General features: G+C 58.3%; 8 protein-coding genes. 3 read left to right on the forward strand and 5 right to left on the reverse strand.

Annotated features, from left to right (window positions below; genetic code table 11):
• The first annotated feature begins 753 nt into the window (after positions 1–753).
• A complete protein-coding gene (gene fdnG, locus C6366_RS05890) occupies positions 754–3,771 on the forward strand; it encodes a formate dehydrogenase-N subunit alpha (protein WP_107736417.1) in 3,018 nt (1,005 codons plus the stop codon).
• Between the two features lie 167 nt (positions 3,772–3,938).
• Positions 3,939–4,664 carry a 4Fe-4S dicluster domain-containing protein gene (locus C6366_RS05895; protein ID WP_107736418.1) on the forward strand — a complete coding sequence of 242 codons (726 nt, stop codon included), beginning with the start codon at positions 3,939–3,941 and terminating at the stop codon, positions 4,662–4,664.
• 240 nt (positions 4,665–4,904) lie between these two features.
• On the opposite strand, the gene C6366_RS05900 is transcribed toward C6366_RS05895, so the two are convergent.
• The gene (locus C6366_RS05900; RefSeq protein WP_107736419.1) at positions 4,905–5,453 is read right to left on the reverse strand and encodes a hypothetical protein; all 549 of its coding nucleotides are present in this window, start codon (positions 5,451–5,453) and stop codon (positions 4,905–4,907) included.
• Between the two features lie 371 nt (positions 5,454–5,824).
• Here C6366_RS05900 and C6366_RS05905 point away from each other — a divergent pair, with 371 nt between their 5' ends.
• On the forward strand, positions 5,825–6,133 hold the full coding sequence (locus C6366_RS05905; RefSeq protein WP_107736420.1) for an IscA/HesB family protein: 309 nt from the start codon (positions 5,825–5,827) through the stop codon (positions 6,131–6,133).
• Between the two features lie 379 nt (positions 6,134–6,512).
• Here C6366_RS05905 and C6366_RS05910 read toward each other — a convergent pair whose 3' ends face one another.
• The 4 genes from C6366_RS05910 to C6366_RS05925 all read right to left on the reverse strand — a co-directional run bounded on the left by C6366_RS05910 (position 6,513) and on the right by C6366_RS05925 (position 12,456).
• Positions 6,513–8,213, reverse strand: coding sequence for a nickel-dependent hydrogenase large subunit (locus C6366_RS05910; RefSeq protein ID WP_107736421.1), 1,701 nt, complete (start codon positions 8,211–8,213; stop codon positions 6,513–6,515).
• A 286-nt stretch (positions 8,214–8,499) separates the two neighbouring features.
• Entirely contained in the window at positions 8,500–9,459 is a 960-nt protein-coding gene (locus C6366_RS05915; protein WP_107736422.1) for a hydrogenase small subunit, read from the reverse strand.
• A 666-nt stretch (positions 9,460–10,125) separates the two neighbouring features.
• On the reverse strand, positions 10,126–11,310 hold the full coding sequence (locus C6366_RS05920) for an NAD(P)-dependent oxidoreductase (protein ID WP_107736423.1): 1,185 nt from the start codon (positions 11,308–11,310) through the stop codon (positions 10,126–10,128).
• 3 nt (positions 11,311–11,313) lie between these two features.
• The gene (locus tag C6366_RS05925) at positions 11,314–12,456 is read right to left on the reverse strand and encodes an alanine--glyoxylate aminotransferase family protein (RefSeq protein WP_107736424.1); all 1,143 of its coding nucleotides are present in this window, start codon (positions 12,454–12,456) and stop codon (positions 11,314–11,316) included.
• Between the last annotated feature and the right edge of the window lie 149 nt (positions 12,457–12,605).

Below are 12,605 nucleotides of genomic sequence, written 5' to 3' on the forward strand. Positions count from 1 at the left end.
AAAAATATATAGGTATAAATTTTGTGTCAAAGTTTAAAGAATAGAAAAAAATGTTGACCTGTTCAGGAAAAATTTACATAGCTGAACTATATTGTTGATGTGCTTTTTGCGTCATCATCAGAACAATCCATCCCAACAGACTCTGAACTGAGAGAGCCGTACGTCATGCCGCACCTTTTCCGATACATCTGAACTTTCTCCTTGTTGAGGCGAGTTCGCCTTGATTCAGGAGTCGAAGCCGGATGGGCTTTGTCGCACTTGAACAATACGGAATTGTTGCGTGATCTTACAGCCATTGCATCTTCATCATGGTCGCTTACGACCTCTCAGGCCGACTACCCTTGATCGACCGACAATCCTGCTCGCTCTTTTCTCCGTCGTCTCCGCCTTTGGTCCAGCATATCATCTTTCGCTCCCCGACTCCCTGCCATCTCCTGCTTTTCATCTGCCATCTCTTTCAAGAGTTGGTTCCCCGCAGATTTTCCATCCCTTTGTTTTTCGAGCTGAATCTTCGTTTGGCTTTCCGCGACGATCTGAGCGGCTGATCACCCGCCCTCGGTCTTTTCTGAACTCCGCGCTTGGGTTGGGCCTCGTCAATCGCCGCATACTTTTGCTTTCGGCCTCTTTCCCGGGCGTACGTCCGCCAACCAGCCATCTTACGCATCGAACTCCGCGGTCAGTCCGTCGGAGAGCGAGCAAATATATCCTCGGCAAGCACTTCTTGCCGCCTCACCTTCAACTCAAGGAGTCGTCATGCAGATCAACCGCAGAAACTTCCTCAAGTTTTCGGCCGTAACCGGTTCGGCCCTGGCTTTCGGCGGACTGGGATTCAATCTCAGGCCTGCCGTGGCCAAGGCTGAATTATCGAAATTGCGGGACGCCAAGGAGACAACCTCGGTCTGTTGCTACTGTTCCGTGGGCTGTGGCCTGATCGTCCACACGGCCCTTGGCGGGAAAGGGCGGACCGTCAACGTGGAAGGGGATCCGGATCATCCCATCAGCGAGGGATCGCTGTGCGCCAAGGGGGCCTCGGTCTATCAACTGGCCGAGAACGAGAACCGGGTGACCAAGGTGCTCTACCGCGCGCCCTACGGCGACAAGTGGGAGGAAAAAACGTGGGATTGGGCCATTGATCGGATCGCCCGTAAGGTCAAGGAGGCCAGGGATCAGACCTTCGTGACGACCAATGCCCAGGGGCAGGTGGTCAACCGTGCGGACGGGATCGCCCATGTGGGGTCAGCGGCTCTGGATACCGAGGAGTGCTGGTACCTCCAGGGTCTGATGCGTAGCCTGGGGCTGGTGTACATCGAGCACCAGGCCAGATTGTGCCACAGCTCCAGCGTACCGTCCCTGGCCGAGTCCTTTGGTCGCGGGGCCATGACCAATCATTACAACGACCTGATGAACAGCGATTGCATCCTGATGATGGGCGGGAATCCGGCGGAATGTCATCCGGTTTCCTTCAAATGGATCATGAAGGCCAAGGAGCGGGGCGCGACGTTGATCAGCGTGGACCCGCGCTTCAACCGGACCTCCAGCAAAGCCGACATCTATGCCCCAATGCGCTCCGGTACGGACATTCCCTTTCTGGGGGGGATGATCAAGTATATTTTGGACAATAACCTGTATTTCAAGGACTATGTCACCAATTACACAAATGCCGCTTTTCTGGTTAACCCAAAATTCGGCTTTACGGACGGGCTGTTTTCAGGCTGGGATCCGGAGAAAAACGCTTACGACAAGTCCACCTGGACCTATCAGTTGGACGACAAGGGGGTGCCCAAGCGCGATTTGTCTTTGAAGGATAAGAACTGCGTCTTTCAACTGCTCGGGAAGCATTTCGACCGCTACACCCTGGACCGGGTCTCCGAGACCACCGGTACGCCCAAGGACAAGCTTCTTGAAGTCTACAAGGCCTACTCGGCCACGGGGAAGCCGGACAAGTCCGGGACCAACACCTACGCCATGGGCTGGACACAGCACACCATCGCGGTCCAGTTGATTCGAACCATGGCCATGATCCAGCTCCTTCTGGGCAACGTGGGCAACGCCGGTGGCGGAGTGAACGCCCTGCGCGGCGAGGCCAATGTCCAGGGCTCCACGGACAGCGCCCTGCTTTATCATATCATCCCGGCCTACAATCCCGCTCCCCGGGCGGTCTGGCCCACGCTGGCCGATTACAACAAGGCCAACACTCCCGTCAGTCACGATCCCAAGAGCGCCAACTGGTGGCAGAACCGGCCCAAGTACATCGCCAGCCTGCTCAAGGCCATGTATCCGGACAAGGCGCCCGAGGAGAGCTACAACTACATGCCCCGGTTGGACGTGGGCCAGGACTGTTCCTGGCTGGTGATGTTCGACCACATGCTGCAAGGCAAGTTCAAGGGCCTGTTCGCCTGGGGCATGAACCCGGCCGTCAGCGGGGCGCATTCCAACAAGACCAGGGAGGCCATGACCAAGCTGGACTGGCTGGTCAACGTGAACATCTTCCAGAACGAGACAGGCTCCTTCTGGCACGGCCCGGGCATGGACCCCTCCAAGGTCAAGACCGAAGTCTTCATGCTCCCGGCCGCGGTGTTCTATGAGAAGGAAGGTTCCATCACCAATTCCGGGCGCTGGGCTCAGTGGCGTTACGCCGGCCCCGAGCCGTTGGGAGAGAGCAAGCCCGACGGGGACATGATGGTCATGCTGATCAAGCGGCTCAAGGAACTCTACCAGGAAGAAGGGGGCGCATTTCCCGATCCCGTGGACGGCTTTACCCTGGACGCCGTGGTCACGGACGGCAAGTTCGATCCGGTCAAGATGGCCAAGCTGCACAACGGCTACTTCCTCACCGACAAGAAGATCGGTGACGCGACCTACAAGGCCGGGACCCAGGTACCCGGCTTCGCGCTGCTCCAGGACGACGGCTCCACGGCCTGCGCCAACTGGCTGTACTGCGGGTCCTTCACCGAGGCCGGAAACCTGATGGCCCGCCGCGACAAGACCCAGACCGAGATGCAGGCCAACATCGGTCTGTTCCCCAACTGGGCCTGGGCCTGGCCGGTCAACCGACGGGTCCTGTACAATCGGGCTTCCGTGGACCAGCAGGGGATGCCATTTGCCCCGCAAAAAGCGGTCATCAAATGGGAGCAGGGCAAGTGGATCGGAGACGTGCCCGACGGCCCCTGGGCACCTTCGGAGAGACACCCCTTCATCATGACCACCGAGGGCTTCGGTCGTCTTTTTGGCCCGGGTCTGGTGGATGGACCGTTCCCTGAACACTACGAACCCTTGGAATGCCCCTTCGAGACCCAGCTCTTCTCCAGTCAGCTGCACAACCCCACGGCCCTGCATTTTTCCGGGCCGCTGGACAAGCGGGCGGTTTGTGATCCGCGCTACCCCTTCGTGGGCACAACGTATCGCGTCACCGAGCATTGGCAGACCGGGGTCATGACCCGCTGGACTCCCTGGCTTTTGGAGTGTCAGCCCCAGATGTTCGCGGAGATCGATCCGGAACTGGCCAAGCTCCGGGGCATCGCCAACGGGGAGAAGGTGATCGTGGAGAGCATCCGCGGCCAGGTGGAGTGCGTGGCCATCGTCACCCCCCGGCTGAAACCCTACAAGGTCATGGGGCAGAGCCTGCACATGGTCGGCGTGCCTTGGCACTACGGTTGGGTGCATCCCAAGGACGGCGGGGACGCGGCGAACCTGCTGACTCCTGCCGTGGGCGATCCGAACACCGGTATTCCGGAGACCAAGGCATTCATGGTCAATATCCGCAAAGCATAGCAGGCCGTTGAATTTCCCAATTGCTGCGTCACTGCAAAAAGCTCAAACTCTCACGCATCAATAAATACGCTTCGACCTTGAGCTTTTTTTGCTCCTTGCACTTGGGATTTTTGAACGGCCAGCCGAAATAGGACTTTTTCAACACTCAGATAGGAGGAAACTGAGTCATGCAAGGAAAAACGTTTTTCATCGATCTGACCAAGTGCACGGCCTGTCGGGGCTGCCAGGTGGCCTGCAAGCAATGGAAGAAGCTGCCCGCCGAGGAAACCAAAAACTGGGGCTCGTTCCAGAACCCCAAGGATCTGTCCTTCAACACGTTGAAGTTGGTCCGGTTCTCTGAAGTGGAGGAGAACGGGGAGTTCAAGCACTGGTTCTTCTTTCCGGACCAGTGCCGACATTGCGTGCATCCGCCGTGCAAGATGGTTGGCGACATGTATGACGACACGGCCATCCTGCACGATCCGGAAACCGGCGCGATCCTTTTCACGGAACGCACCAGGGATCTGGACGGCGAGGAGATCCGGACGTCCTGCCCCTACGATATTCCCCGCTGGGATGATACCAAGGTGCAGGCCAAGTGCGACATGTGTCTGGATCGGGTGCAGAACGGGCTGTTGCCTGCTTGCGTACTGTCCTGTCCCACCGGGACGATGCATTTTGGGGACCGTGAGGAAATGCTGGAATTGGCCAAGAAGCGTCTGGCCGAAGTACGGGCCTACCGACCAAAAGCCGTGCTGGTTGATCCGGAGGATACACGGGTCGTCTATCTGTGCGAAGAAACCCCCCGCAAGTATCACGGCTATGCCATGGCCGAGGCGGACGTTCCTGGAACGCTGAGCCGGAAAAGGGTGCTGGCCGCCGTGGCCTCGCCCGTCCGGCATCTGTTTGGATAAAGCGCAAAACACGACAAAGGCGGATTAACACAAGGGCCATGTATGAACCCGCCGGGTTCGTGCATGGCCCTTTCTGGTTTCACGACCTGCGAGATCGGAAACCCTGACGGATTATCTGTTTTGCAACGAAGTAAACACTGCTTTGGCGTTCCCAGAGTGGCTCTTGGTCGCAGACCAATCAGTGCGCTGCTACACCCTCGGTTCGCCAAGATGTTTCCGGGGCAACCCGAGTCTGCCCCATTAGCCTGGAGATTCGTTTCTGACTTTCAGACCGGGAGCATCGCACAGTCCGCGAAAAATTTCCCGAAGCATGTTCTGGTCGATGAGTTCATGGAGGGGGCGGTCATAGTAGTCGTCGTCATCGGATGAAGGGCCAAGCGTTGTTGACATGTCGGACTCGTCGGGCGCGCCCCGAGAATCGCTTGGCCCAGATGCGGTTCCGGGAATGATCTCCCCTCCGGAGACATCCAGTTTGATTCCCGTGTTATTCTTGATCCAGGTGTCGGTTTCATCGTGGGTACCCAGGAACAGGAAGACGAAGTCGCCCTCATGCTTGGCCAGGACCAGCCGATGCCCGCCGGCGAGGTTGAACTTCCAGCAGTTTTCCATTCTGGCCTCGCCGTTGGTGGTCAACTTGCGGGCAACAATGGGATCCAAACGACCGCTGTCGGCCAGATCCTGGATAATTGTCCGGGCCTGCCGGGCCGCGCCTTCGGCCTTGCCCCCGGATTTGAGCATTTTGGCTGTTTTCTTGGAAAACTGCGCAGGGTCGACAATAATAACGGCCATGGAGAACCTCCGGGCATTTGGTGTCAGTGTTTCGGCGGAAACGGTCTTGTGTTCACGGAACCGTTTTCTTTTACAGCATCTTCGAGTTTTGTGTCTAATTTAATAGACGGATGGATATTTCTTCAGGCGATTGCTTTTTTCGATGTACGGACCGCGACACAACGGAAACGGGTCCGGTTTCAAATATCATCTGGCATGTATGGAGAATATGCCGGTGAAGTTTTTCACGTCGGCCTGCTCAATTGGAACGGCGAATGCTTTTGTGGCAACACAATACAGGGAAGCTATTTGACTTTTCGTGTTCTTGTTTTTTACGAATGAAATGCACGTCGTTACAAAAGCAAACACTTAACCCAAGAGGAATACGAAACATGATTGAAATCACCCCTTCCGTGAAGGAACAACTGGACAATCACTTTCAAGGCAAGGCGCAATCCCCGATCCGGGTCCATCTTGCAGCCGGATGCGGGGGAGAGCGGCTCTCTTTGGCATTGGACACGGAGCAGGAGACGGACCTGGTGCAGGAAATTAGTGGCTATACCTTTGTCGTGGACAAGGAATTGAGCCAGAATGCCGGGGCTATCAAGATCGACATGACGCCGTACGGATTCGCCGTCTCCTCCGAGGTGCCCGTGGGTGGCGGAGGAGGTGGTTGCGGGGGAGGGTGCTCGTCCTGTTGACGGGATGAGACGTATCCGCTCCAAAATCAGCTTCTGTCGCTCCTGGTAGAGGACGGCAACAAGGCACGGCTTTGGGCGTGCCTTTTTTTGTACGCAATTTTATCCGAGTGTCTCGCATTGGCTATCAGCCAAGTGCCTCGGGTGAGTCCCAGCTTCTTCGACAGACGGCTCCAATCGGTCGTCGGACGCGCCGCCGCGCGGCTTCAATCAATGGCATTTCCGGGAATTATCCCGGCATCGTGGCTGGTTACGGCTCCCGTTGAGACTTCCCAAAAACGGAGAGCGAAGGACCACTAAGGCCGCTTCGCTCTCCGTGACATGCTCACCTGGCTCTCGCCGAGCGCTTTCCTTTCCGGTGGGCGTTCCGGCAGGACGAGGATTAGAGGATTTTGAACTCGTGGACCTGGTTGGTCTTGGAGTCGATGACGTGGACGCCGCAGGCGATGCAGGGGTCGAAGGAGTGGACGGTGCGCAGCAGTTCCACGGGGCGCTTGGGATCGGCGATGGGAGTGTTGATCAGCGCTTCTTCCACCGGGCCCAGCTTACCGGCCGCGCAACGCGGCCCCAGGTTCCAGGTGGAGGGCACCACCAGTTGGAAGTTCTCGATCTTGCCGTTCTTGATCTTGATCCAGTGGCTCAGCGCTCCGCGAGAGACGTCGGCGAATCCGACGCCTTCGGCTTCGTCGGGCATCTCATGATTCTCGGCGATTTTGGTGTCTCCGCGCTTGATGTTTTCCTCCAGCTCGTTCAGCCAATCCTCGTTCTTCTGGGCAATGGTCAAGGCCTTGATGGCCCTTGCCGCGGTTCGCCCCAGGGTGGAGTGCAGGGCTTCAGGACCGACTCCGAGGTGGTTCAGCACCAGATCCACGGCGGCTTTCACCTCTGGATGCCCCTTGGCATAGGCCACCAGGACGGAAGCCAGTGGACCAACTTCTGTCGGTTCGTCTTTGTACCTGGGCGCTTTTGACCATGAATAGCGCTGCTTGTCGTCAATGCTGGTGTATTTGGGCGCGGTCACGCCCTCGTAGGGATGGCGGGCCTCGTCGCCTTCGTACCAGCTTGCGGCCACGTGCTCGTAAATGGCCGCGGGATCGAAGTCTTGCACATTGGCCAAGTCGCGATTCATGATCACGCCCTGGGGATACCAGCGGCTGTTGATGTCCTTCTCCACCTTTGGAAACTCGCCAAAAGCCAGGTAGTTGGTGCATCCGCCGATGCCGGCCCAATCCTTGTAATAGGAGGCCACTGCCAGCACGTCGGGGATGTAGACTTCCTCGATGAATTTCTGGGTTTCCTTGTACAGGCCGCGATATTCTTCAAGCCGCTCGGGCCGCAGGGCGTCGTAGCAGGTCACGCCGCCGCTGATGGTGAACTGCGTGTGCGGCACCTTGCCGCCGAACACGGCCATGGCCCGGGACGCCTTGATCTGCAGGCGCAGGGCTTCCAGGTAGTGGGCCGTGGCGATCAGGTTGACCACCGGCGGGAGATAGTAGGCCGGGTGGCCTCCCAGGAAATCGGCGTTGGAAAAGATGCCGAGTTGGCCTTGGTCAACATAGGTTTGCAAACGGTCCTGGACCGCCCGAAGGTCGTCCGCGGAAGTCGCGCGGGGGGAGATGTTCCCGGCGATCTTGGCCGCCTTGATCGGATCGGCCCGCAGGGCGCTGGTCACATCCACCCAGTCCAGGGCGTGCAGGACGTAGAAATGGATGAGATGGTCAGCCATGAACTGCGAGGCCAGAACGATGTTCCGGATCAGCCTGGCGTTTTCAGGGATTTGCACACCCACCGCATCATCCAGGCATCGGACGGATGCCAGGGCGTGGGTGTACTGACAGACCCCGCAGGCCCGTTGGGTGAAGTGCTGGGCGTCGCGCGGATCGCGGCCCTTGAGAATGGTTTCCAGGCCGCGGTATAGTTGGGAGCTGGACCAGGCGTTCTTGACCTTGCCGTTGTCCACTTCCACTTCCAAACGCAAGTGACCCTCGATCCTGGTCAACGGATCAACAACCACGGGTCCGGAATAGTTGCTTTGCGGGGTGACCGGAATGACCGGAGCACCTTGGGGCTTACAGCCAGACATAATTTCTCCTCCTTCGAATTATTGGCAATGTTGGAATGTCTTTCCGCATGATGTCGAAACTGTCAGTGATAAAATCTGATTCCACCGGCTGTTCAAAAACCTCGAAGGCAAGGCGCAATAAAAGCTATCCGGACACGTCCTGTGTCCGGCCCCTGCGGGCTGTGGCTGCGCCACATTTTCGATTTGCCGTCCTGGCAATCGAATCAAGGCCGAAGTGTATTTTGTCATCCATGAGGGTTTGAACTTTTTGCCGCAACGCAGCCAGCGAGGATTTTTCAACAGTCGTCTAAACCGGTTTGTAGAACGGACTGAGCTGATCCCAAAACTTCGGCTCGCTGCAGCCGATGCAAGGATGACCGGCCTGCACGGGCCAGTTGGTTTCGTTGAACTTGACCTTGGGACAGTTGTTGTAGGTGTCCGGTCCCTTGCAGCCGACCTCATACAGACACCAGCCTTTTCTGGCCTCTTCGGAGTCGAAGGACGGAGCGAACTCGTAGTTGAAGAAATGATCCAGTCGTTCACAGAGTTCATGGACCGATTCGCCGTAGAACAATTTCGGGCGATTCAGGCGATCCAGCTCCGGCATGCCCTTGGTCAGCAGATGCACCACGGTCCCGACGAAGTTGTAGGGACTGGGGGGACAGCCGGCGATGTTGATGGCCCGGGTCGGCAGTCCGAGGTGTTCCATCAATTCGTTCACGCCCATGGCTTCCGTGGGATTGGGGTTCGCGGCCTGGACGCCGCCGAAGGTCGCGCAGGCGCCGATGGCGATGACGGCCTGGGCCTGGGGCAGGTACTTTTGGGCCATTTCCAGCATGGTGTGTCCGCCGACCATGCCGTAAACGCCGTTGTCCTTGGTCGGAATCGCGCCTTCCACCACGGCGATGAACCCGTGGGGCGAGGTGACGGCCTGCTCCAGGGCGGCTTCAGCCGGATCGCCGGCCGCGGCCATCAGGGTTTCGTGATAGTCCAGGGAAATGGTGTCCAGGATCAGTTCGTCGATGTAGGGATTGACCGTGCGCACCACGGCCATGGAGCAACCGGTGCATTCAGCGAAGTGGAAATACACCACGGACGGGCGGCGCGGATCAGTGAGCGCGGCCGCGACTTGTTTGGCGAACGAGGCCTCCATGCCCATGGCCGCTGCCACCGCGGCACAGAACTTCATGAAATCGCGACGATTGACGCCACGACACGCGAGCCGTTTTTCGGCTTCGTCTCTGGCCAAGCCAACACTGAATTTCATAACCCACCTCCGTTTAGAGTGTTCATAACCAGGGCCTGTTGCGATATCGAGCCGTACGGGATCAGCCGGACCTGCCAAAACCCGTGAGGCTTTTTTTGAAAAGTTCAATTTTTCACGTGCTAATAACTGCTTTTACACTTTGAACTTTTCTTTGTCCTTGCGTTGAGGGTTGTGGGGAGAACCATTTGTGATGGAGTTCGCGCGGCGATAATGAAGGTGCTTGTGTAACACGTTCCGTGTTTTTGTTGTCTCCTGTACGCCGATTTGAAAAATTAGTAGCAAAATAGATAATGATCTCGATAGCCTCTATTCTTGCTGATTCTTAAACCGATTCCGGGGAATAATGTCAAATAGGTAAAAACAATCATATGAGGCTGTTTCGATAGGCGGGGGCGTGAGAGACCTTGGCCAGGTTCTTGCCAAGGGCGACCGGGGTCGGCGCGGGGGCGAAGAGGTATGATCAGGAGCGGGGCGGCATGCCTGGTCGGCATCCATGATCAGCGGAGAGAGGCGGCTTCTGGGCCGGGAGATTGCGGGAGAAGATGGTGAAAGGAGGCGGGGATGACATGAGTTCGAAATAGAGAAATTGTGGGGAGATGCCCTTCGTATTCCGGCAGGCGGGGCATTCAATCATCAGGCCGGAGCGGTTGAACCGCCCCGGGCAGGTTAATAGGCGACCCGCCTGATGCCTTCGATGGCTCGCAGCGCGTCCGCAAGCTCGTTGGTGGGGGGCTGGTGGATGATGTAGACGGTTTGGACCAGATTGTTCAGTTCGCGGGAATTGTTCTCCCGGATATTGATGCCCAGGTTGCCCAGGGTGGTGGCGATCTTCCCGAACATGCCCGGTTTGTCCTCGTGGGTGATGAAGATCGTGTAGATGCGTTTGCCCTCTTCCTCAACGGTTTCCCCGACGTTGACCGAGCTCTGGAAGTCGCCCCGGCGCAGATAGCTGACCACGACCTCGCTGATTTCCAGGCTGGTGCGGCGCACCGCGTTGCGGGTGCTGGCGCCCAGGTGGGCGCTGAAAATGATGTTCTCCAGTCCGCGCAGCCGGCTCAGAAAGGGCTCCCCCTCCCGCTTGGGCTCCACCTCGTAGCAGTCCAGGGCCGCCCCGGCGATGCGGTTGCTTTTCAAGGCGTCGTAGAGCGCTTTTTCAGAGACGTTTTTGCCCCGGGAGGCGTTGATCAAATAGGCGGAGGGCTTCATCATGGACAGTTCGGCATCGCCGATAACCACGTCCGTGCCCCCGGTATGCAGGCTGACGAAGTCGGACCTTTCCAGCAGTTCGGCCTTGGTATCCACATATTCCACTTCGGAATCCATGGCGTGATAGACGTCCACCCCGATAACGCGCATGCCCAGGGCCTTGGCCTTGACCGCCAGAGCCTGGCCGATGCGGCCGCAACCGATGACGCCCAGGGTTTTGCCCATCAGTTCACTGCCCATGAACGCCTTCTTGTACCAGTGCCCGGCCTTCAGGGAGCAGTGGGCAAAGGGCACCCTGCGGGCCACGGCGAACATCAGTCCCAAGGCGTGCTCCGCGGCTGCATTAGTGTTCCCGTTGGGCGCGAACTTGACGATCACGCCGTATTCCCTGGCTGCTTCCTTGTCGATATTGTCCGTGCCCACGCCGCCGCGACCGACGATCTTCAGCTTGGCCCCGTTTCCGGCGCCGACCTCGATGACCTGCCGAGTGACCTTTGTGGCGCTGCGCACGATGAGCGCGTCAAATTCCGCGATGTCCGCCAGGAGTTGGTCCGGGTCGCGTTTGACCGTATCCACCTCGAAGCCTTCTTGCGAAAGATAGTAGAGAGCCTCGTCCGCCAATCCGTCATTGGCCAGAATTTTCATCAGCTACCTCCCGAGTAAGGCATTTTGCAGGTCGTACAGATAGGTTTCGAGCATCTCCGGCGTGATGTCGCCCATGTGCCCGATACGGAACACGGCGGCCTTGCCCTCGGCCGCCAGGGAGTCATTCAGTTTGCCGTAACCGGGATCAAACAGGTAGCCCTTGGAGCGCATGGTTTCCTTGAGCGCCTTCAGATCCTTGGGGGACATGCCCAGGGGGCATCGTACCGCGGTCAGGGTGGGCGATCGGTGCCCGGATTGGGCGAACAGCTCGAAGCCGTCCTGTGCGTCAACCCAGGCATGCACCATGTCCCGCATCCTGATGTGGCGGTTGAAACGGTTTTGCACGCCCTCGCGGTGGACGATATGATCGAGTTGGACGAACATCTGGTTGGCCAGGGTGCCGTTGGGGGTGGTCAGCGTTTGGGCCTTGGAAGCGCGCCCAAGCTGGCCCAGGATGTCCGACGAATGGCCTCGGAACTCCACCTTTTCGGCCTTGGCAAAGGCATCAGGGCCGATGAAGGCGATCCCGAAACCGGCGGGCAGTCCCAGGGATTTCTGGGTGGCGGTGCAGTACATGGTCGGCCGGGCCTCGTTGATTTCGCTGGGCGCTCCGCCGAAAATGGATACCCCGTCCACCAGGGGCAGCGCCCCGTGGGCGCGGATCAGAGCGCAGGCCGCCACGGTGTCGTTGGTCACGCCGGTGGAGGTCTCGTTGTGGGTGATGGTCACCACCTGGGGGCTGGTTTTCCGCAGGCGTTGTTCCAAGACCGCCAAATCCATGGCCCGGCCCGGCTCGAAGCGGAGTTGCTCGGCCTTCTTGCCGTTGACCACGGCCATCTTGTGATACAGATCGCCAAAGGCGCCCACGGATACGTTCAGGACCACGTCGTCCGCGGCGACAAGCGAGCGGATGGACGATTCCATGGCCGTGGAGCCCGAACCGTTGTAGATGACAACCTGGTAATCCGTGTCGGCGGGCAGCCCGGCCAAGGTCTTGAGATTGGCAATAATCGGGGCGAACCGCTTATTGTTCTCCGCGTCGCGGTGGCCGAATTCCGGCAGCAGGGCAGCCTGCTTCACCTCTTCCCGAATATACGTGGGGCCGGTGATGAACAGTTTCAAGGGGGCAAAATCAGAGTGATGCATGAAGATACCTCGCAACGATGATGACTGTGATGATTCCCGCCCCGGGGAGCGCACGGAACGGGCATTAAATACTGAGGGAAAAATGAGGCGGCCGAGAGCATTTGGCCGTGTCCGGAGCCTATCCAGCGACCTTTCGGTCTGGCCGCTTT

It is taken from the genome of Desulfonatronum sp. SC1 (assembly GCF_003046795.1).
Lineage (GTDB): Bacteria > Desulfobacterota > Desulfovibrionia > Desulfovibrionales > Desulfonatronaceae > Desulfonatronum.

Bases quoted from the DNA above. Each gene is read 5' to 3' on its own strand.
- fdnG (WP_107736417.1), top strand. From the start codon at position 754: ATGCAGATCAACCGCAGAAACTTCCTCAAGTTTTCGGCCGTAACCGGT.
- C6366_RS05895 (WP_107736418.1), top strand. From the start codon at position 3,939: ATGCAAGGAAAAACGTTTTTCATCGATCTGACCAAGTGCACGGCCTGT.
- C6366_RS05900 (WP_107736419.1), bottom strand. From the start codon at position 5,453: ATGGCCGTTATTATTGTCGACCCTGCGCAGTTTTCCAAGAAAACAGCC.
- C6366_RS05905 (WP_107736420.1), top strand. From the start codon at position 5,825: ATGATTGAAATCACCCCTTCCGTGAAGGAACAACTGGACAATCACTTT.
- C6366_RS05910 (WP_107736421.1), bottom strand. From the start codon at position 8,213: ATGTCTGGCTGTAAGCCCCAAGGTGCTCCGGTCATTCCGGTCACCCCG.
- C6366_RS05915 (WP_107736422.1), bottom strand. From the start codon at position 9,459: ATGAAATTCAGTGTTGGCTTGGCCAGAGACGAAGCCGAAAAACGGCTC.
- C6366_RS05920 (WP_107736423.1), bottom strand. From the start codon at position 11,310: ATGAAAATTCTGGCCAATGACGGATTGGCGGACGAGGCTCTCTACTAT.
- C6366_RS05925 (WP_107736424.1), bottom strand. From the start codon at position 12,456: ATGCATCACTCTGATTTTGCCCCCTTGAAACTGTTCATCACCGGCCCC.